The organism is Chryseobacterium sp. OSA05B (assembly GCF_019970065.1).
Classification (GTDB): Bacteria; Bacteroidota; Bacteroidia; order Flavobacteriales; family Weeksellaceae; genus Chryseobacterium.
On record NZ_JAHXYH010000002.1, the window covers coordinates 522,255 to 542,960 of the forward strand.

The window sequence follows — 20,706 nt, forward strand, 5'->3', positions numbered from 1 at the left end:
CAAATAATCATGAATAATTCCACACCATTTGAAGATGTCAAAATAAATGTTAAGGTCATACTTTCAGGCCTTTGGGCTGCCGTTACATTATGTTATCTTTATGGCGACTATTTTGAACTTTATGTTCCTGATAAAGCTAAAGGACTTGTAGAAGGAACAAACTTACTGAATACTCCTTTAAAGCTGTTTATGGCTGCTGTTTTACTGTCACTTCCTGCCATAATGGTGTTTCTGTCACTAATTTTAAAACCGGGGATCAATAGAACATTAAATATCGTTTTAGGTATATTTTTTACTGCAGTGATGTTGCTTATAGCGGTTACTTCTCTTAGTGTATGGCGGGCATTTTATGTTTTCTTAGCCCTATTGGAAAGTTTGATTACGATGCTGATTGTGTGGCATGCGTGGAAATGGAAAAGACTTTAGAAAGGGGAGTGTTTGAGTTTTATGATTCAAAATTGCACTGTAAGCTAAATATTTTTTACTTTTACTTGAATGCCGGATATTTTACGGACTATATTGAAAAATGAACAAGCATTTATTTACAGGAATACTGATGTCTTTATGGGCAGGAATTTTACACGGACAGGAGATTAATAGCAACCGGTTTGATAAGGTGGTAAAAAGCTTAAAGCTCGATAAAACCACCATCAAAGAGGAATTCTGTACCGAAAAGAAAATGCCGAATGAGGAAGATTCTTATATCGCTGTTCTGCCTGTTATTCAGGGCAAAGAAGAGGATGACTTTTTCGTGGTCCGGAATTATATTGTCATCACCAATGAAAATGGCGAAATCAAGAATCAATATTTTGATCCGACCGAAATCACTTCTGATGCCATCATGCTGAGAAGTATAACGATAGATACTGGCCTGTACACTATCAGTAACGGAATCCGTGCTTTTGGGATAAAAGTGAGTGCTCAGAATGGCAGCCAGCCCAATCCTTATTCTACAGAAACAATTTCCCTGTATTATCCGGCAGGCCAAACCCTTAAGAAGGTTTTAAATGAATTTGAATTAAACAGGTACGGCGCAGAATGGGATACCCGATGTACCGGAGAAGCTGATGAAGATCATTCCGTGATTATAATGGATAAAACGAAAACGAATCATTTCACTGATCTTAAAATCAAAACCATTTCAATTCACAGAAAAACCAAAGAAGTAAACGGAGACTGCAAAGAAAACGAAACCTCAAAAACCTCCTACCGCATCTTAAAATTTAAAAACGGAAAATACCAATAAATCCCTATCATCAGCTACCTAATCCCTAATCCCTTACAAAATGAAAATACAATCCGTAATCGTAGACGATGAGCTCATTGCAAGAGAAGTTCTCAGAAATTATATCACAAAATACTGTCCACAGATAGAAATTGTGGGCGAGGCGGAAAATATCAAAGAAGCCGTTCCGCTGATTGCTGAAAAGCAGCCGCAGCTCGTCTTTCTGGATGTGGAAATGCCTTTCGGAAACGCCTTTGACGTGTTGGAAGCTACCAAAGAATTTTCGTATGAAACCATCTTTATCACAGCGTTTTCTCAATATTCACTGCAGGCGCTTAATAAATCGGCCAGTTATTATATTTTAAAACCGATTGATATCCAGGAACTGATTTTAGCTGTAAACAAAGTAGCGGAAAGCCTTGAAAAGAAAGAAGAGCTCAACCGTAATAAAATTCTCCTAGAAAATTTAAAACTGAAACCAGAAAAACAGCAGCTGATCCTGCCTACACTTCAGGGATTTGATGTCGTAAAAACGGAAGATATCCTAAGACTGCAGGCAGACGGAAACTTTACACAGGTATATCTCACAGACGGTTCGAAAAAAATGGTCTGCCGCTTCCTGAAACATTTCGATGATCTGCTGGAAAACCCTTTTGTAAGAGTTCACCGGTCGCATATCATCAATGCAGGATTTGTAAAATCTTACCACAAAAGCGGAACGGTAATGCTTTCCGATGATACGGAAATTGAGGTTTCAGGCAGTTTTAAAGATAATTTTCTGAAGGTCTTTTCCTAGAATTTATTGTTCATTAACAGCTTAAAGGCATTATTTTTGAAGTTTTCAGGGCAATCACACAAAATATTCCCATTATGAAAACTCTTCAGAAAATTGCTGTTCCGGTTACTTTAGGTGTTCTAGGACTGATTATTTATCATTCCTGTTCTGCGGGAATTCCAAAAGGGGCAGTAGCAATCAGTAATTTTAATGCTAAAAAATACCTCGGAAGATGGTATGAAATTGCCCGTTTCGACTACAGATTTGAGAAAAACATGGACAATGTCACCGCCGAATATTCTGAAAACCCGGACGGTTCCATCCGTGTCAGCAACAAAGGTTATAATTACGTTAAAAAAGAATGGAAAGAAGCCATAGGAGAAGCCAGGTTTGTAAAAGATAAAACCGAAGCACGTCTTAAAGTTTCCTTTTTTAAACCAATCTGGGCAGGCTATAATGTCATTGATATCGATGAAAATTACCAATACGCGCTGGTAGCCGGAAGCAGTTTAAAATACCTGTGGATACTGTCCAGAACAACTTCTATTCCTGAAAGCATCAGACTGCGTTTCATCGAAAAAGCGAGAAAAATAGGATATAATACGGATGAATTGATCTGGGTGAAGCATAATTAGGAAAGGCCAAGATATCAGATGCCAGATGCCAGATATCAGACCTCAGATATCAGACATTACTACTGGTGGCTTCGGGCGCCTCAGCCACCAGATATTTGTCGCTTATTCAATAGCACGCACCCCCGAAACTCGCAACCCGTAACCCGAAATTACTTTAAAACGCTCAAACTCTCAGACACTCAAACCCTCAGACATTCTGACCCTCAAACTCCCTCCACTCCTCAAAACGCTGATCAATCACCGGTTTTATCAGATCATAGTTTTCGTAGGTGTCTTCTACGTGGTAGAAAGTTTCGTACTCGAAGTCGTTTTCTTCCGCTTTCCGGTCGAAAGTTTCTGAATAATCATCTCCAAATGAATTGAATTTTTTTCCAAAAGCTGTATCATCATTGTAATAGGCCTTTGCGAAACCATTGCCCAGATCATTGAGATCAGATGAACTGAACTTTTCATCGCACAGATCGATCAGAAATTCTGCTCCGGTCATCTCGCGTCTTTTTACGCTTTGGATCTCATCTTTAGCGTCTTCTTCCAATTCTTCTGATAATAAACTGTTGTTGATACACCATGTCAGAAACATACCGATATGGGTCGCTGCATTTTCATTGGGTAAATTTTCCGGATATTCTCCGCCATAGTGCCAGGAAGCATCATCATATTTTGCCATCGCCGAATAATTATAGTTTTAAACAGTATCAGCCAAAGATAGAAAAAATCATTTTATGTTGTCGCAGCCGTAGATTTTTACGTCATTTGCAGGACATTTTCTTTCAAGAATTTATATATGGAAAAAGCTGTTCTGATTACTATCGGGGATGAAATCCTTTCCGGAAATACCGTTGATACCAATTCTAATTTTATTGCCACGGAACTTAAAAACATCGGCATACAGGTGACACAGATCTTCACCATATCAGATGAGATCGATATCATCAAAAACACTTTAAAAGTTGCTTTTGAGCTGGGTGATCTGATTATAACGACCGGAGGTTTAGGCCCGACAAGGGATGATAAAACTAAAAAAGCACTGGCTGACTATTTCAATGATGAAATTGCTCTGGATGAGGTGACTTTTAACCATCTTAAAAATTATATGGAAAGACGTGGCCGTCTCGACATCCTTGAGAGAAACAGAGAACAGGCCTTTGTTCCAACAAAATCCGTTGTTTTTCAGAATCATTTTGGAACGGCACCATGCATGATGATGGAGCAGGACGGTAAATTATGTTTCAGTCTTCCGGGCGTTCCTTATGAAGTAAAACCATTGATCAGAGATCAGATTGTTCCTTATTTAAAAGAAAAATTCAACTTGTATTATATCCATACCAGAATTGTTTCCGTAGTGGGAATTCCCGAGAGTATTCTTGCGGACACTATTGAAGACTGGGAACTGGCCCTTCCGGAGAATCTGGCATTGTCTTATCTTCCGGTAGGAACACGTGTCAAACTGAGACTGACCGCTTCAGGAGATAATGAACCTGAACTGAAACAGCAGGCTGAAGAGGAGATCCAGAAACTTCTTCCTTTGGTTAAAGATCATGTGATTGCAGTTACCGAAGATAAAATTGAAAAGATCCTGGCCGAAATACTTACGGAAAGAAAGCTGACGATTTCCACGGCAGAAAGCTGTACTGGCGGTGAACTGGCAAAAATGATTACCTCCACTTCCGGAAGTTCTAAATATTTTCTGGGAGGAATTGTACCTTATGCTACGGAGAAGAAAATTGAGATTTTAAAGGTTTCCAAAGAGACTTTGGATCAGTTTACTGTGGTAAGTGAGCAGGTAGCCAGTGAAATGGCGAAAGGTTGTCAGAAACTATTTGGAACGGATATTTCCCTTTCTACGACAGGAGTTGCAGGTCCGGGAAAAGGTGAGGATGGCAAAGAAATAGGAACCGTTTTTTACACGATTCGGATTAATGAGCAGGAAGTTACTTCAAAATTATACATGCCTCATTTAGACCGGCTTGATTTCATGAATTTTGTTTCCCAGAAGATTATTCAGGATCTGGTAGGGCTGCTTATAAACCCTTAAAAATCAGTTGTTTTTTTTAATTTTATTTTAATAAAATTGATTGAGTTTTTCACGCTTTTTGAGATCTAGACTATAAATTTCATTACGTGGAAAACTCAAAACAGATTTTTCAGACTGACAATAAAAAACGCTGGAGAAGTGTACAGTGGGGAAGTCGTATCTTTATTTTCGTGGCCGTATTACTCATCTTGGCTCTAGGGCTGATGATGAAGCTGGAAAAAAGTCCGAAAATTCCTTTCAAAGAGGATTATAAAGCCGTTATCACAGCCAGTAAGCCTTATCTTCAGGAAAATAAAATATCCAAAGAATACAAAGGTTTCAGGAATTTCATCTCTGAAAAAACCATGCATACCAGTCTTGCAAAAATTCAGCAGGCAAGAGCAGAAAGACTTAAAAATCAAAACAGAAACTGGTCTCTTTTTCCGGGCGGAATCCGTTCAGCATTCTATGTAGCCTGGGATCCGCAGTCGCTGATGTCTCTGAAAAGAAATATCAGACACATCAACCTCGTTTTCCCGGAATGGTTTTTCCTCGATCCCAAAACAGGAGATTTAAAGACCAATATAGATCCGGAAGGCTATAAAATCATCAAAAGAACCGGAGTGGCTGCGATGCCGATTTTAAGTAATAATTCCGACCGCGAGTTCCGTTCCGAAGGACTTGGAAAGGTTTTAAAAGATCCACAGAGAAGAACAAAACTAATTCAAAAGCTTACGCAGCAGTGTCAGAAATTTCATTTTAAAGGCATCAATATTGACTTTGAAGATATGAACCTGGATTCTGATGAATACCTGATTGAATTTATGAAGGAGCTGTCAGACACATTCAAACAGAATAAACTGCTGGTGACCATGGATATCATGACGGATAATGACGATTACAATATCCAGAAACTAAATCCTTATGTAGATTACTTTATCCTGATGGCGTATGATGAATATGCTGTAGATAGCGATGCAGGACCGGTTTCCTCACAAAAGTGGATAGAAGCACAGACTGAAAAGATCCTCAAAAAAACAAGTCCTGAAAAAATCATTCTGGGTTTGGGAGCATACGGCTACGACTGGAGCACCAACAAAGAAGATAATACCTCCGTTACTTATATGCAGGCTATTACAAAGGCCAGTGCGAGTAAAGCGGTCATTAATTATGATGACAATACATTCAATTTAAATTACTCCTACACGGATTCCAAAAAAAATACCCACACAGTATTCTTCAACGACGCAGCCTCCATTTTTAATACCATGCGTTTTTCTTCTGAATATCCGCTGGCTGGAACTGCGGTGTGGAGACTTGGAAGCGAAGACAGCAGAATCTGGAATTTCTATGATAAGGATATGACAACTGCCGGTATGTCCAAACTTAATTTAAAAATGTTGGAGAATGTAAAAGGGCAAACGATGGTCGATTACATAGGAGACGGCGAAGTTCTGGATGTTTTGAATACACCTCATGACGGAAAAATAGCTTTAGAAATAGATCCCAAAGAAAAAATAATTACGGATGAGAATTACATCACCTATCCAAGTTCTTATGAAGTGAAAAAATATGGTGAAGCCCCACAGAAAGAGCTCGTACTGACATTTGATGACGGTCCGGATGAAACCTATACGCCTCAGATTTTAGATATTCTTTCTAAATATCACGTTCCGGCTGCATTCTTTCTTGTTGGATTGAACGCTGAAAGAAACCTTCCGCTGGTGAAAAGAATTTACCGGGAAGGTCACGAGATCGGAAACCATACGTTTACGCATGAAAATGTAGCCAAAGTAAGTCCCGAAAGAGCATTAATGGAAATGAAACTGACAAGACTGCTGATAGAATGTATCACAGGCCACAGTACGATTCTCTTCAGAGCTCCTTACAACGCGGATTCCGAGCCGACGACTTCAGAGGAAATTATTCCGGTAGCACTGGCAAGACAGCAAAATTATCTCGACATCGGAGAAAGTATTGACCCGGAAGACTGGCAGCCGGGTATTAAATCTGATGAAATTATAAAGCGTGTTATGGCAGGCATCAAGCTGCAACGGGGAAATATTATCCTTCTGCATGATGCAGGCGGAGATACCAGAGAAGAAACGGTGAAAGCTCTCAAAATATTGATCCCGACTCTTCAGAAACAAGGTTATCATTTTACGAATCTTGCCAGTATTCTGCACAAAAGCAAAAGCGTGCTGATGCCGGAAGTTCCGAAAACGAGATCCTATTATATCATGCAGCTCAATCTGGTACTGGCAACTGTGATTTATGGAATCAGTCATTTTCTGGTGGCGCTTTTCACGATATTTATCGGGCTAGGACTGATTAGATTAATACTGATGATGTACTGGGCTTTTAAAGAAAGGAAAAAAGAAAAACTATTGGGTGAGCTTCCGGTTTTGGAAACCTACCCGAAAGTATCCATCATTGTTCCAGCTTATAATGAAGAAGTGAATATTATTTCTTCCCTGAATAATTTATTAAAACAGAGCTATCCCAACTTCGATATCATTATGGTGGATGACGGAAGTAAGGATTCAACTTATAAAAAAGCCAGTGAAGCATTTCCCAACCACCCGAAACTGAAAATTTTCACAAAATCAAATGGTGGAAAAGCGACTGCACTGAACTTCGGAATTTCTCAGACTGATGCAGAATTTGTTGTGTGTATTGATGCAGATACTCAACTTGAACACAATGCTGTAAAATATTTGATTGCAAGATTTTTAAATTCAGATCCTGAAGAAAAGATTGCTGCTGTAGCGGGTAATGTGAAAGTAGGAAATACCGTGAACTGGCTCACCAGATGGCAGTCCATAGAATATACAACGAGTCAGAATTTTGACAGGCTGGCGTATGCTTATATTAATGCTGTAACAGTAATTCCCGGGGCAATCGGGGCATTTAAAAAATCTGTGATCATCGAAGCAGGAGGGTATTCTACCGATACGTTGGCTGAAGACTGTGATATTACTGTGAAAATTTTGAGAGCAGGATATACAGTGGCCAATGAAAACAGAGCCATTGCTGTGACTGAAGCTCCCGAGAGTGTAAAGCAGTTTTTAAAACAACGTTTCCGCTGGACCTACGGAATCATGCAGATGTTCTGGAAACAGCGTCAGACCTTCCTTAATCCTAGATACAAAGGGCTTGGACTTTGGGCGATGCCGAATATTTTACTGTTCCAGTATATTATTCCGTTCTTTTCTCCATTAGCAGATCTGATCATGTTTTTTGGAATTTTATCCGGAAACGGCGGAAAAATATTCACGTATTACCTGATCTTCCTTTTAGTGGATGCTTCTCTGGCGCTTACCGCATTTATTATGCAGCGGGAAAAACTGACCGGTTTATTCTATGTGATTCCGCAGCGTTTCGGCTACAGATGGCTGATGTATGTTGTATTATTCAGAAGTTTAAGAAAAGCATTGAAAGGAGAAATGCAGTCCTGGGGATTTTTGAAAAGAACAGGAAATGTAAAAGAGATCGTGACTTCTTAATATTTGTTTAAATTTGTTCGTAACAAAACTTAAAAAATACAGACTTATCATCTAAAATTTGCTATCATAATGAAAAAACTAACGCTTTCTTTGTTTTTATTGGCAGGTGTTTGCTCACTTAATACAGTGAACGGACAGGCAAAAGCCGTAAAAACAGCAGTTAACAGCACAGACAAAGGCTTGGACATTAGCCTTATGGATACTTCAGTACGTCCGCAGGATGATTTTTATAACTACGTAAGCGGAACATGGATGAAAACAGCCAAAATTCCGTCCGATAAACCAACATGGGGGAGCTTCAATAAACTAGCTGAAGATACAGATAACAACTCAATGACTATTTTGAACTCTCTTCTGAAAGACAAATTTGCAGACGGAAGCGAGGGTAAAAAAATTCAGGATCTGTATGCTTCATACATGAATATGGAGAAGAGAAATGCAGATGGAATTAAGCCTATTCAGGACAATCTGAATAAAATTGATGCAATCAAAAATCTTGCTGACCTTCAGAATTATCTGATCTCTGTAACGAAAGACGGCGAAAATACATTTTACGGATGGGGTGTAGATGCAGATCTTAAAGACTCTAAAATGAATGCCGTTTACTTAGGAGATGCTTCTCTGGGGTTAGGAAGAGATTACTATCAGAAAGTAAACGAAAAAAATACGGAAGCTATTGCTGAATATCAGAAATATGTAGCTTCTATGCTTAAAGAATTAGGCTACAAAAATGCTGATGCAGCTGCAAAAGGTATCGTAGACTATGAAAAAAGCATTGCACAGACTTACCTTACCAACGAGCAGAGCCGTGACAACACGCTTCAGTACAATCCAAGAACAATGGCTGAGCTTTCAACATTGGTAAAAGGGGTGGATATTCCTGCTTATCTTAAAAAAGTAGGGGTGAATACAGATAAAGTAATCATCGGAGAAATCGGGTATTATAAGAACTTTGATAAATTGGTGAATGCGCAGAATCTTCCTGTAATCAAGGATTATTTAAAATTCCATATGATTCACGGAAGCGCTTCTTACCTAAGTGAAAAGTTAGGTGATATGAGGTTCGGTTTCTATGGTAAATATTTAAGAGGCCAGCAGGAGCAGAGAGCATTGAACAAAAGAGGTTTTGAGTTAATCAACGGTTCTTTAGGGGAAGCTTTCGGTAAATTATACGTTGAAAAATATTTCCCGGCTGAAGCAAAAGCTCAGATGGTGGAATTGATCGATTATTTAAAGAAAAGCTTCGCAGTTCACATCAATAACTTAGCGTGGATGTCTTCTACAACGAAGGAAAAAGCAATGACCAAACTGAACAAGTTTACAGTAAAAGTAGCTTATCCGGACAAATGGAAAGATTATTCAAAATTAGAAATCCTTCCTGAAGCTAAAGGAGGAACTTTATACAAGAATCTTCAGAATGTAGCAGCTTGGCAGTACAGCAAAGATTTAGCAAAAATCGGGAAAGCTGTCGATAAAACAGAATGGGGTATGACTCCACAAACGGTAAATGCTTATTACAACCCGGTAAACAACGAAATCGTATTCCCTGCTGCCATCCTTCAGCCTCCTTTCTTCAATCCTAAAGCTGATGCTGCCGTGAATTTCGGAGGAATCGGTGCGGTTATCGGTCACGAAATGAGCCACGGATTTGATGATTCAGGTGCTCAGTTTGATGCAGACGGAAACCTTGTAGACTGGTGGACTCCTGAAGATAAAGCCAACTTCGAGAAAGCAACAAAAGCTCTTGCTGCCCAGTATGACAAATACGAGCCGGTAAAAGGAACTTTCGTGAACGGTACTTTCACAAACGGTGAAAATATCGCTGATTTAGGTGGTGTAAACATTGCTTACGACGCTCTTCAGATGTACTTAAAAGATAAAGGAAATCCAGGGAAAATCAGTGGATTCTCTCAGGATCAGAGATTCTTCCTAAGCTGGGCAACCGTTTGGAGAACTCTTTCCAGTGAAAAATATATGGTAAACCAAGTGAAAACTGACCCACACTCTCCGGGTTATTTCAGAAGCTTCGGTCCACTTATTAACGTTGACGCTTTCTACAAAGCATTCGATGTGAAAAAAGGAGACAAACTATACAAAACGCCGGAAGAAAGAATTAAAATCTGGTAACAATAAACAAACCGTTCAGCAATGAGCGGTTTTTGTTTTTTTAGGTGGCAGGTGGCAGATGTTAGGTAGCGGGTTTAGGATACTGGATATTGAGTTCGGGATTGCCAGTAGCCAATAGCCAGCAGCTAACTCATAGACGTATTTCTTTTTACCCTCAAACTCTCAAACTCTCAAACCCGGAACCCGTACCTCAAATCACTACAAACTCTTCATCATTTCTCAATTATCATTAATCACATATTGTTAAAGTTCGTATATTTGGTAAGTTTGTATACAATCAAAAATTTTTTTTAATGAAAAAGCTAAATATTGGAATACTTGCCCTTTCCGGCATTGTATTTTTAAACTCATGCGGAACGGCTAAAACTGCTGCTACAGAAACCAAAACTGAAACTACAGTTGCCGTTGCAGAACCTGTGAAAGAAGAAGCAAAAGAAGAGGGGATCAATTTATCTTATATGGATAAAAGCGTTCGCCCGCAGGATGACTTTTTTAGCTATGTGAACGGAAATTGGGTGAAAACTACTCAGATCCCTTCAGATAAAGCGAGTTGGGGTTCTTTCAATGCGTTGAGAGAAAATGTGGATGATGCTTCTTTGGATATTCTGAACAAGATTTTATCCGAAACGTATGCTGAAGGATCAGAAGGACAAAAGATCCAGAATCTGTACGCATCTTTCATGGATGTGAATAAAAGAAATGCAGATGGACTGGCTCCTATCAAAGGAGATCTGGCAAAAATTGAGGCGATCAAAAATCTTAATGATCTGCAGAAATACCTTCTTGAAGCAACTAAATTAGGCGACAATTCTTTCTACGGATGGAGGGTAAGCCCGGATATGAAGAATTCTAAAATGAATGCGGTATATCTTGGCGGTCCGGACCTGGGATTGGGAAGAGACTACTATCAGAAAGTAAATGAAGCCAATACCAAAACTTTAGCAGAATATCAGACTTATGTAGGAAAGCTGTTTGGAGTTTTGGGACATAAAAATGCGGGACAGGCTGCACAGAATGTTGTCACATTTGAAAAGCAACTGGCTAATTATTTATTGACTCTTGAACAGAACAGAGATGCCAATTTAAGATACAATCCAAAAAATGTAACTGAACTTTCAGGATTGGTTAAAAATGTTAATCTGGCTAAATACCTTAAGGATGCTGGAGTAAATACTGATAAAGTAATCATCGGCGAACTGAAATATTACCAGAACATGGATCAGTTCGTGACGGAAAAGAACCTTCCGTTATTGAAAGATTATCTGAAATATCATTTAATTAACGGTAACGCCAGCAACCTGAATGACAGTCTGGAGCAAATCAGATTTGATTTCTATTCAAAATATCTTCAGGGACAGAAAGAGCAGCGTCCGATGGATAAAAGAGGACTTACGCTTGTGAATGGTGTTTTGGGTGAAGCTTTCGGTAAATTATATGTTGAAAAATATTTCACACCTGAAGCAAAAGCTCAGATGGAGACCTATATTGATTATATTTTAAAATCATTCAAAACCCACATCAATGATATGGACTGGATGTCTCCGGCTACCAAAGTGAAAGCTCAGGAAAAGCTGTCTAAATTTACAGTGAAGATCGCATATCCGGACAAATGGAAAGATTACAGCCAGTTAAAAGTGGAATCTCCAAAACAAGGAGCAACATTATATTCCAATCTTCAGAATGTGTCTGCATGGCAGTACCAGAGAAGTCTTGATAAAGTAGGAAAACCGGTAGACAAAACAGAATGGGGAATGTCTCCTCAGACTGTGAACGCGTATTACAGCGGTTCAAACAACGAAATTGTTTTCCCTGCGGCGATTCTTCAGCCTCCTTTCTATAACCCTAAAGCTGATGCAGCTGTTAACTTCGGAGGTATCGGAGCCGTTATTGGTCACGAGATCTCTCACGGTTTTGATGACAGCGGTTCACGTTTTGACGGTGACGGAAATTTGAACAACTGGTGGACAGACGAAGACCGTAAGAACTTTGATGCTAAAGTAGGACAGCTGGCAGCTCAGTACAGCGCTTACGAACCGGTAAAAGGAAGTTTTGTAAACGGTAAATTTACAAGCGGTGAAAACATCGGTGATCTTGGTGGAGTAGCGGTGGCTTATGACGCTCTTCAGATGTATTTAAAAGATAAAGGAAATCCGGGGAAAATCAGTGGATTTACTCAGGATCAGAGATTCTTTATGAGCTGGGCAACGGTGTGGAGAACAAAAGCTACCGACCAGTATATGATCAACCAGGTGAAGACAGATCCGCACTCTCCGGGAGTGTTCAGAGCATTTGGTCCACTGGTGAATCAGGATGCATTCAGTAAAGCATTTGATATAAAACCTGGAGACAAAATGTACAAAGCTCCTCAGGACAGAATAAAAATTTGGTAGAACAACCAAAAATTGTTAGAAAAGAAAGAATCCGTCTCCACTCAGTGTGAGATGGATTCTCTTTTAATAGGCTTTCTTATAGTTTCGCAGCACAAACTTGATTCCGGTTTCTATGATGTCGCCCATGGTTTTGCAATACTTGAAATTGACATCGTAAGTAAGTTTTTGCAAAGCTGTTTTCAGCTCTGTAACATTGGCATCCGGCGCAATATTATCCTTTTTCATAATAGAAATAAGTTCATCGAATCTGTTTTGGCTACTGGTCACTCTTTTTACAATTTGTGAGCGTACTTCTTTACGGTACTGTTCTATAGAGTTGGGCTTTAGTTTTTCCAGGACCATATTAACCATCACGCTGTTTTCTTTGAAATACTGGGGAAGATATACCTTCAAATTACCTTCATAACTTTGCTGATCAAAATCGATGGGGCGGATTCTGTAAATAACCTGATCGAAATCGTGTATTGGAATTATAACATAATTATAGGAACGCATGTCACCAAGCAGCCCAATGAGACAACGTTCATTGAATTTTACAAACTCCTTGGAAATTTGTGCCTTTTCTGGTTCTGAACAGTTTTGTAAATGCTTCTGAATAAAAACGTCTCCCGGAATTCCTAAGATATGCTCTTCTATCAGAGTGTTTTTGTAAATCAGAAAGTTGATCCGGTTGGGAGAGAGCAGGTCTTCTATTTCAAGTCCGTAGATCCGTGAAGCATCAGCCTGTTTAATATAGAAATTAGTATAATTATCGTTCAGAATGTTTCTCACCCGAATTCGGAAAGGTCTGGAGTTTCCAAAAGTACAAAAGTCGATGGTATCCACTTTCAGATAGGGTAGAGTAGCCTCATCTCCGTCGGAATGAAGAAGGGTATAAATCTTATTTAAATTAGCCTCTATTTCTTTAAACTCATGTTCAGGATACAAGACGCCAAGCCACAGAGTATCCTTACCTTCCTTGTCCCGAATATTCACACTGTCGGTGAATCTTAGCAGGTCCTCATACAGAAACTGAATTTGGGTCGTTCTGTTATGTTTTTCCAGATACTGCTCTAATGCTTCCGAAACAGGAAATATGGGTTTTCTAAATGCGATCTTTACATCTTTCATGACTCTGTTTACTTTACTTAAATATAAAGAATATTTTTTCCTTACATCGGAGGAATTCCTATTTTAACACGTATTTGATGTTTTTTAATCAATGCAAAATGTACAGGGATTTTATTTTATTTCCCTATGGTTTATTTTTATTTATTTTTTCATAGTTTAGTGATATCGTAAAGTGATGATTTTACGACATATATATTATGGGTTAAATTAAATATTTCAAGAAAAATCTTGACAAAATTTTGTATGTTACAGTTTTTTTTTAAATTTAAACATTGGATTGGTAATTTATTTGATTCATCGGTAAATTACTCAAAGACAGATCCAAACCAAAATCAGAAATCTCAAAATAATAATAATATGGCAATGTTTAATTATGGTGTTGGCGGCAACGAGGTAAAAGTAGACGCTAATGAAGCTATTCAGGAAATACAGGAAAATAAATCACTGATAGTAAGCCAGCTTACGACAGACGAATCTTATAACCCTGAAATCGTAACAGGATTAAAGACAGTGGACGACGTCTTCAGGCATTTTCAACCTTCCGTAGCGGTACAGCACGAAACAGAAGACGGAACCGTTGTAGAAGAAGAATTCCGTTTTCAGAATCTTGCAGACTTCACACCCAAAAATCTTACTCAGAAATCCAACTATTTACAACAGCTTAGCATGGAACAGGAGCAGTACAATAAAATCGTACGCCAGCTGAAAACAAATAAAATTCTGCGTAATATGCTTGAGAATGAGCAGACAAGAGCTGCATTCATCGAAGTATTGAAAGATGTGGCACAAGAACTTGAAAAATAATTATTTACACTAAATCAAATCATGGATAGCAAATTACAGGCACAAGAAAACCAACAGCAGGGTCAGCAGCAACACTCAGGGCAGCCGAAAGGCAACCCGCTTGCAGAACTTAATAAAATAGGAGGTTTTGGCTTTGTTGAATCCGTTGTAGACGGTATCGCCAATATGAACCCTACAAGAAAAGCCAGGAAAGAAATTTTCCTGACGGACAGCAATAAAACCGACGAAAGAAAAGAACTTCTTCAAAAATTAAACCTTTGGGTAAGTCTTTTGGAAGGAAACGAATCTGCAGATAAAATGGCAGATACCTGCAAATCCAAAGCGCAGTCAGCGGACCAAAACCTAAAAACAAACTTAAAAAATACACTTGATGCAGTACGTCTGTTGGAAACCAACTACAGAACTGTAGCCCAATTCTATAAAAATACAGAACTGGATAAAGTGGATAACGTAAGCATCGTGAACGCGAGCCTTGAACAGGTTTCAGATCTCGATAATCCTTTATTTATCGATGCTATTTCCAACGAATTCAAAAACTATTATGACCGTTTGGATCTTAGAGATAACTATTCGATCCTGGCCATTCCTGGCTATTTAGGCTCAAACAAAGTCATTGAAAAATGGGCAAAGATCTGTAACGAAAACAAAGTAATGATGGTTACCGACTTCGCCAATCTGGATAAGCCGGATGACGTAGTAGACTTATTCCACTCTGCCAATCTTACCGGTGGTGAGCTGCACAGAAGTAACGTTATTATGACGTGTAACTGGCTGGTAGGTAGAGGAAGAGCTGAAGAAGTAGGAGAAGAAGACAATGTAGAGCTTCCACCTTCCACTTCACTGGCAGGAAAAATCCATAAAACACTGATGTCTCAGGTGGCAGCAGGTAAAAAACACGGTAATATCAACGAAGTAGACGCGGTGAAATTCGAATTGAAGAAAAGTGAAATTTCTCAGTTGGAAAAAATGGGTCTGGTTCCAATGGTAAACGAATATGGAAAGATCATGGCATTCTCTGCTAAAACATTATTTACAGGAGATAACATCGGTCTTCAGACGTATTCCGTAGTTCGTGTATTCGACTATGTAACTAAAGTTTTACTTGACTTCCTGAACAGAAGAGCGTTCGAAAACTGGAATGCTAAGAATGAGGACGATTTAAGAAGACAGATCGTAACGTTCCTTGACAATATCAAAGGTCCGGACAAATTGATTGAAAAGTTCAAAATTGTTCGTTTCGAGCAGGACAGAGTCAATAAAGACAGAGTATGGCTTGATATCCGTATGACCCCTTATTTCCCTACAAAAAGTTTCGTTATTAAACTGGATGGACATAAAGGAGATGATGGCAACGAATGGGATGCACAATATACTCAGGAATAATAAGAACCCAATTTTAAATAATAAAACCGATGCATGAGTACATCGGTTTTTTACTGCCAATTCATATGAAAAGTAATGTGATCAAAAAAAGTTTAAACTTCTTCCTGCCTGTACTCCTGCTGATTGTCTTGTCAGGATGTGAAAAAAAATACCAGCAGCCGGATCATTATGAGGTAGATCTTTTTAAAGATGAACACCAGCAGGGAAAAGCTTATATCATGGACCGTGAAGAATGTTTTGACGGCAGCGAACTCGTTATTACAAGCTCAAATGTAAAACTTGCCGACAGCTCAAAAGGAAGAGGAAAAGCATTTTTTCTCTATAAAGTAAAATCCGGAAAATTAATGAAAACCATAAGAGACTCCATAGTGGATTATCCTTTTATGTTCCTTTCCCATCAAAGACTGAAGCTGGAAAACGATTCAATGTATCTCTATCTGAAAAGGCTGGATGGCTACCGTTTTATCGCTGAAGAAAGAAACCTTAGATACGAATGGCTGAAAGCCGCTCCGGTATACACCGTTAAAAAGGATAATTAATTTTATCTTTGCAGAGAAGAATTACAAGTCTGTAAATTCAGATGCTTCGACTCCGTTCAACATGATGTTTCTTACAATTTAGGGTACGATGTCATGCTGAGCGGAGTCGAAGCATCTATAATGAAGAAGAAACCTTTGGAAAAAATAGAAAACGATAACTTTAGACATATAGGAAACAAGCTCCTCAGCTGGTACGGAAAAAATGCACGGGATCTGCCTTTTAGACAGACAAAAGACCCTTACAAAATCTGGATCTGCGAAATTGTTTTTCAGCAAACCAGGATCAGTCAGGGACTGAATCACTATAACAATTTCATTAAAAGATTTCCGGATGTAAAAACGCTGGCGGATGCTGAGGAAAATGAAGTGTTGCTTTACTGGAAAGGGCTTGGGTATTATTCCAGAGCCATTAATATCCATAAAGCGTCACAACAGATCATGAATGACTATCATGGTGTTTTCCCAGCCGATTATGATGAAATTCTGAAATTAAAAGGAGTAGGAAAGTACACCGCTGCTGCCGTATCGAGCATCTGCTTCGGAGGCAGAGTGCCGGCTGTGGATGGTAATTTTTACAGAGTGTTAAGCCGTATTTTTGCTGATGACTTTGATATTTCCAATTCCAGGGCGTTTTCCCATTTCTCGCAACTTGCAGAATTGGTGATGCCTGAGAATGTAGGTGATTTCAACCAGGCTATGATGGATCTGGGTTCAGAGATCTGTAAACCTAAAAATCCGCTCTGTAGCGAATGTCCGGTCAATGATGACTGTCTTGCATTTTCTCTTGAAAAAACATCAGATTATCCTGTAAAAACTAAGAAAGTAAAAACTGAAGATTTGGCTCTGAGCTATTATTTCGTACACAGAAACGGCGAGTTTTTGATTCAGCAGAGAAAAGATGACTTTATCTGGAAGAAATTATTTGAATTTCCACCTACGATCTCTCCAGACCTTGAGCCATTTATCAGAAACGTAAAAACAGTTACCCATAAACTTACCCATAAGAATCTGACTATTGAAATTTCAAACGTTGAGGTAGATTCTGAAGCGGTCTGGAACAGCTTTATCGCAGAAAATCAATACATCATTACACATTTTGAAGCCTCTCATGATAAATCTTTTCCAAAGCCTTTGGAAAACTACATTCAAAACTCACTGAAAGACTGAAATTTGTCTCCCAAAATCTGAAATCTAATTTGTACTTTTGCAAAATGATTAAAAACGTCATTTTTATTTTTGTATCACTGCTTTTAATTTCGTGCGGAAAAGATCATGTTCCAAAACCTTATGGCGAGCTTCGTCTTGAGTATCCGGCTCCGAATTATCATAAGTTTGAAAATAACTGTGCTTATACTTTTGAATATTCAGATTTTGCATCGATTACCGATGGCAAAAAGCCTTGCTGGTATTACATCAACTACCCGAAAATGAAAGCCAAACTTTTTGTGACGTATTATCCGATACAGAATGATTTTGCAGACCATATCAAGGAAACCGAGAAAATGGTCTATGAGCATACCATCAAAGCGAGCGCTATAGATACCAAATCATTTGAATACCCTGATAAAAAGGTGTATGGGAATTTCTATGAACTGAAGGGGCAAACCGCTTCCAATCTTCAATTTTACATTACAGACAGTACGAAACACTTCGTGACTGCTTATCTATACTTTAATACAAGACCGAAACCTGACTCTTTGGGCCCTGCAGTGAACTATATCAAAAATGATATGAAACATCTGCTGGACACATTTGAATGGAAAAAATAATAGACTTTAAAATACATTGAAAAATATATGAAACTTTTAGTTGTAGGAAGCGTTGCATTTGATGCAATCGAAACACCATTTGGTAAAACTGATAAAATTTTAGGAGGTGCAGCCACTTATATCAGCATCACTTCTTCTATTTTAGGCGTTAAATCTGGTATTGTTTCTGTTGTTGGAGGAGATTTCCCACAGGAGCACCTTGATATGTTCACAGAGAGAAATGTAAATATCGAAGGAATCGAGATCGTAAAAGAAGGAAAAACATTCTTCTGGTCCGGAAAATATCACAATGATTTAAATACCAGAGATACCTTAGTTACAGAAGTAAACGTTTTAGAGAACTTTGATCCTAAAATTCCTGATTCTATGCAGGATTCAGAGATCCTTTTACTAGGGAACCTACACCCTGGAGTTCAGCTATCTGTATTGGAAAAAATGAACAACCGTCCTAAACTGGTAATCCTTGATACGATGAACTTCTGGATGGATTCGGCTTGGGATATCTTAATGGATATGATCGCTAAAACAGACGTTATTACGATCAATGATGAAGAGGCAAGACAACTTTCAGGAGAATATTCTCTGGTAAAAGCAGCTAAAAAGATCCACACCATGGGTCCTGACTATGTGATCATCAAAAAAGGAGAGCACGGAGCTTTACTTTTCCACGACAATAAAGTATTTGCTATTCCTGCACTTCCATTGGAAGACGTTTTCGATCCTACCGGAGCGGGAGATACTTTTGCAGGAGGTTTTGCAGCTTATCTTGCTAAAAAAGGAAAGGTAGATTTCGAAACGATGAAGTCTGCTTTGATCGTAGGTTCAGCGATGGCTTCATTCACTGTTGAGAAATTCGGAACAGAAAGAATTGAGGAAGTTACCGAAGCTGATATGTTTGAGAGATTGAGACAATTCAAAGAATTAACGACATTCGATGTCGAACTGCAATAAATAAGTCTTTTTAAGAAATATTTATAATAAAATATTTAGACTAATTCGTTAAGAATTCTAAATTTGCAACTTGTTTAAAATAGTAAAATGACAAATAAACTAAAAATCACTTTTCTTCTTGGGATTTTCATGATGATATTCTCTTCAAACATGAATGCTCAGCTTAAACCGGGAGAATTAGTGGATGGTATTGCTGCTGTTATCGGTGATGAAATTGTTTTGGAATCGGATGTGAATGAGCAGATGAATTATGCCAAACAGCAGGGAGCCTCTGAAACTGACAAATGTGAGTTCCTTGAAAACCTGATCAGCAACAAGCTTCTTGTATACGAAGCAAAAAAAGATACATTGATTGAAAACCGTTCTGCTGCTATTAAAGAGCAGGCCAACGCAAAATACCGTCAGTTACTTTCTCAGTTCCCGGATGAAAAAACAATGCTTACCGCATATAAATTCAGAAACGGATTTGAAATGAAAAATGCTATCGAAAAGATAGATATCGATCAATATTACGGACAGGCTAAGTATCAGCGTATTACTGAAAAAGCAGACGTAACGCCAAACGAAGTGACAGACTTCTATAACCTGTATAAAATGCAGCTTCCTGAAGTAAAAGATGAGATTTCTTTAGCCCAGATCATGATGTATCCTAAGCTTACAGAAGCTCATAAGGAAGATCTTATCAAAAGATTAAAGAAAATCAAACAGGACATTGCCGGTGGAGAAACTTTCGAAAGCCAAGCAAGAATCTATTCTGAAGATGAAGGATCTGCTGCCAACGGAGGATTGTACAAAAACATCTATAAAGGACAGATGGTGAAGCCATTTGAAGCAGCTGCCCTGAACCTTCAGGAAAATGAGATCTCAGATCCTATTGAATCTGAATTTGGGTACCATATTGTACAGCTGATCAAGAAATCAGGGAAAGTATATGATGCAAGACACATCCTTTTAAAGGCTACGCCTACAGACGATGAGATCAAAACAGCAAAAGCAAAATTAGACAGTATCAAAGGTCTTATCCTTGAAGGTAAGATGACATTTAAAGATGCTGCTTTTAGGTTTTCAGACGATAAGAAAACGAAGTTCAATGCAGGAATTATTGCAGGAGCAGACGGTTCTGACAAAATTGAAAGAGAAAGTATTCCGGGATCTATCAGCTACGAACTGGCTGGTCTGAACAAAGGAGATATGACGGCAGCTTTCGAGGATGAAGACAACAAAAGAAAAGTGGTAAAGCTGATCAAACAGGAAGATGTGATTCCTGCTCACCAGATCACACTGGAAACAGATTACAACAGAATCAAGCAGATGGCGCTGAACAAAAAGCGTAATGAAATGATTGAAAAGTTTGTCAACGCTCAGTTGCCGACAACCTTTATATCGATTGACGGACGCTATGACAACTGTAAATTCAAAGCCAACTGGAAAAAAGAATCAATCAAAAAATAAATACTAAACCTTCAGAATTTCTGAAG

The 20,706-nt window shown here is 38.6% G+C and carries 17 protein-coding genes; 15 read left to right on the plus strand and 2 right to left on the minus strand.

From position 1 onward, the window contains the following. Positions 1-9 precede the first annotated feature (9 nt). The 4 genes from LC419_RS09840 to LC419_RS09855 all read left to right on the plus strand — a co-directional run bounded on the left by LC419_RS09840 (position 10) and on the right by LC419_RS09855 (position 2,635). Positions 10-426, plus strand: coding sequence for a DUF6326 family protein (locus LC419_RS09840; protein WP_223607173.1), 417 nt, complete (start codon positions 10-12; stop codon positions 424-426). 100 nt (positions 427-526) lie between these two features. Beyond that, positions 527-1,246, plus strand: coding sequence for a hypothetical protein (locus tag LC419_RS09845; protein WP_223607174.1), 720 nt, complete (start codon positions 527-529; stop codon positions 1,244-1,246). Between the two features lie 40 nt (positions 1,247-1,286). After that, positions 1,287-2,021, plus strand: coding sequence for a LytTR family DNA-binding domain-containing protein (locus LC419_RS09850; protein ID WP_223607175.1), 735 nt, complete (start codon positions 1,287-1,289; stop codon positions 2,019-2,021). 74 nt (positions 2,022-2,095) lie between these two features. Beyond that, positions 2,096-2,635 carry a lipocalin family protein gene (locus LC419_RS09855; protein WP_223607176.1) on the plus strand — a complete coding sequence of 180 codons (540 nt, stop codon included), beginning with the start codon at positions 2,096-2,098 and terminating at the stop codon, positions 2,633-2,635. Between the two features lie 187 nt (positions 2,636-2,822). Here LC419_RS09855 and LC419_RS09860 read toward each other — a convergent pair whose 3' ends face one another. Further along, the gene (locus LC419_RS09860; protein WP_223607177.1) at positions 2,823-3,302 is read right to left on the minus strand and encodes a hypothetical protein; all 480 of its coding nucleotides are present in this window, start codon (positions 3,300-3,302) and stop codon (positions 2,823-2,825) included. Between the two features lie 117 nt (positions 3,303-3,419). Between LC419_RS09860 and LC419_RS09865 the strand changes: the two genes are divergently transcribed. The 4 genes from LC419_RS09865 (at position 3,420) to LC419_RS09880 (ending at position 12,672) form a co-directional block, all read left to right on the plus strand. Further along, positions 3,420-4,670 (plus strand): CinA family nicotinamide mononucleotide deamidase-related protein, encoded by a 1,251-nt coding sequence (locus tag LC419_RS09865; protein WP_223607178.1) that lies wholly within the window; start codon positions 3,420-3,422, stop codon positions 4,668-4,670. Positions 4,671-4,756: 86 nt separating this feature from the next. Then, complete coding sequence (locus LC419_RS09870) at positions 4,757-8,155, plus strand: polysaccharide deacetylase family protein (RefSeq protein WP_223607179.1); 3,399 nt, start codon at positions 4,757-4,759, stop codon at positions 8,153-8,155. A gap of 69 nt (positions 8,156-8,224) precedes the next feature. Continuing rightward, the gene (locus tag LC419_RS09875; RefSeq protein WP_223607180.1) at positions 8,225-10,282 is read left to right on the plus strand and encodes a M13 family metallopeptidase; all 2,058 of its coding nucleotides are present in this window, start codon (positions 8,225-8,227) and stop codon (positions 10,280-10,282) included. Between the two features lie 293 nt (positions 10,283-10,575). Further along, on the plus strand, positions 10,576-12,672 hold the full coding sequence (locus LC419_RS09880) for a M13 family metallopeptidase (protein WP_223607181.1): 2,097 nt from the start codon (positions 10,576-10,578) through the stop codon (positions 12,670-12,672). A gap of 63 nt (positions 12,673-12,735) precedes the next feature. Here LC419_RS09880 and LC419_RS09885 read toward each other — a convergent pair whose 3' ends face one another. After that, positions 12,736-13,782 (minus strand): hypothetical protein, encoded by a 1,047-nt coding sequence (locus LC419_RS09885; protein WP_223607182.1) that lies wholly within the window; start codon positions 13,780-13,782, stop codon positions 12,736-12,738. A gap of 357 nt (positions 13,783-14,139) precedes the next feature. Between LC419_RS09885 and LC419_RS09890 the strand changes: the two genes are divergently transcribed. The 7 genes from LC419_RS09890 to LC419_RS09920 all read left to right on the plus strand — a co-directional run bounded on the left by LC419_RS09890 (position 14,140) and on the right by LC419_RS09920 (position 20,680). Next, entirely contained in the window at positions 14,140-14,586 is a 447-nt protein-coding gene (locus LC419_RS09890) for a type VI secretion system contractile sheath small subunit (protein ID WP_223607183.1), read from the plus strand. A 21-nt stretch (positions 14,587-14,607) separates the two neighbouring features. Beyond that, the gene (locus LC419_RS09895) at positions 14,608-15,969 is read left to right on the plus strand and encodes a DUF5458 family protein (RefSeq protein ID WP_223607184.1); all 1,362 of its coding nucleotides are present in this window, start codon (positions 14,608-14,610) and stop codon (positions 15,967-15,969) included. A 29-nt stretch (positions 15,970-15,998) separates the two neighbouring features. Beyond that, positions 15,999-16,508 (plus strand): hypothetical protein, encoded by a 510-nt coding sequence (locus tag LC419_RS09900; RefSeq protein ID WP_223607185.1) that lies wholly within the window; start codon positions 15,999-16,001, stop codon positions 16,506-16,508. Positions 16,509-16,628: 120 nt separating this feature from the next. Then, a complete protein-coding gene (mutY, locus tag LC419_RS09905) occupies positions 16,629-17,675 on the plus strand; it encodes an A/G-specific adenine glycosylase (protein ID WP_223607186.1) in 1,047 nt (348 codons plus the stop codon). 44 nt (positions 17,676-17,719) lie between these two features. After that, entirely contained in the window at positions 17,720-18,277 is a 558-nt protein-coding gene (gene gldD / locus LC419_RS09910; protein WP_223607187.1) for a gliding motility lipoprotein GldD, read from the plus strand. Positions 18,278-18,304: 27 nt separating this feature from the next. Next, a complete protein-coding gene (locus tag LC419_RS09915) occupies positions 18,305-19,228 on the plus strand; it encodes a PfkB family carbohydrate kinase (protein ID WP_223607188.1) in 924 nt (307 codons plus the stop codon). A gap of 87 nt (positions 19,229-19,315) precedes the next feature. Next, entirely contained in the window at positions 19,316-20,680 is a 1,365-nt protein-coding gene (locus LC419_RS09920) for a peptidylprolyl isomerase (protein WP_223607189.1), read from the plus strand. Positions 20,681-20,706 lie beyond the last annotated feature (26 nt).

Coding starts and splice junctions, on each gene's coding strand:
- LC419_RS09840 (WP_223607173.1), top strand. CDS start 10: ATGAATAATTCCACACCATTTGAAGATGTCAAAATAAATGTTAAGGTC.
- LC419_RS09845 (WP_223607174.1), top strand. CDS start 527: ATGAACAAGCATTTATTTACAGGAATACTGATGTCTTTATGGGCAGGA.
- LC419_RS09850 (WP_223607175.1), top strand. CDS start 1,287: ATGAAAATACAATCCGTAATCGTAGACGATGAGCTCATTGCAAGAGAA.
- LC419_RS09855 (WP_223607176.1), top strand. CDS start 2,096: ATGAAAACTCTTCAGAAAATTGCTGTTCCGGTTACTTTAGGTGTTCTA.
- LC419_RS09860 (WP_223607177.1), bottom strand. CDS start 3,302: ATGGCAAAATATGATGATGCTTCCTGGCACTATGGCGGAGAATATCCG.
- LC419_RS09865 (WP_223607178.1), top strand. CDS start 3,420: ATGGAAAAAGCTGTTCTGATTACTATCGGGGATGAAATCCTTTCCGGA.
- LC419_RS09875 (WP_223607180.1), top strand. CDS start 8,225: ATGAAAAAACTAACGCTTTCTTTGTTTTTATTGGCAGGTGTTTGCTCA.
- LC419_RS09880 (WP_223607181.1), top strand. CDS start 10,576: ATGAAAAAGCTAAATATTGGAATACTTGCCCTTTCCGGCATTGTATTT.
- LC419_RS09885 (WP_223607182.1), bottom strand. CDS start 13,782: ATGAAAGATGTAAAGATCGCATTTAGAAAACCCATATTTCCTGTTTCG.
- LC419_RS09890 (WP_223607183.1), top strand. CDS start 14,140: ATGGCAATGTTTAATTATGGTGTTGGCGGCAACGAGGTAAAAGTAGAC.
- LC419_RS09895 (WP_223607184.1), top strand. CDS start 14,608: ATGGATAGCAAATTACAGGCACAAGAAAACCAACAGCAGGGTCAGCAG.
- LC419_RS09900 (WP_223607185.1), top strand. CDS start 15,999: ATGCATGAGTACATCGGTTTTTTACTGCCAATTCATATGAAAAGTAAT.
- mutY (WP_223607186.1), top strand. CDS start 16,629: ATGAAGAAGAAACCTTTGGAAAAAATAGAAAACGATAACTTTAGACAT.
- gldD (WP_223607187.1), top strand. CDS start 17,720: ATGATTAAAAACGTCATTTTTATTTTTGTATCACTGCTTTTAATTTCG.
- LC419_RS09915 (WP_223607188.1), top strand. CDS start 18,305: ATGAAACTTTTAGTTGTAGGAAGCGTTGCATTTGATGCAATCGAAACA.
- LC419_RS09920 (WP_223607189.1), top strand. CDS start 19,316: ATGACAAATAAACTAAAAATCACTTTTCTTCTTGGGATTTTCATGATG.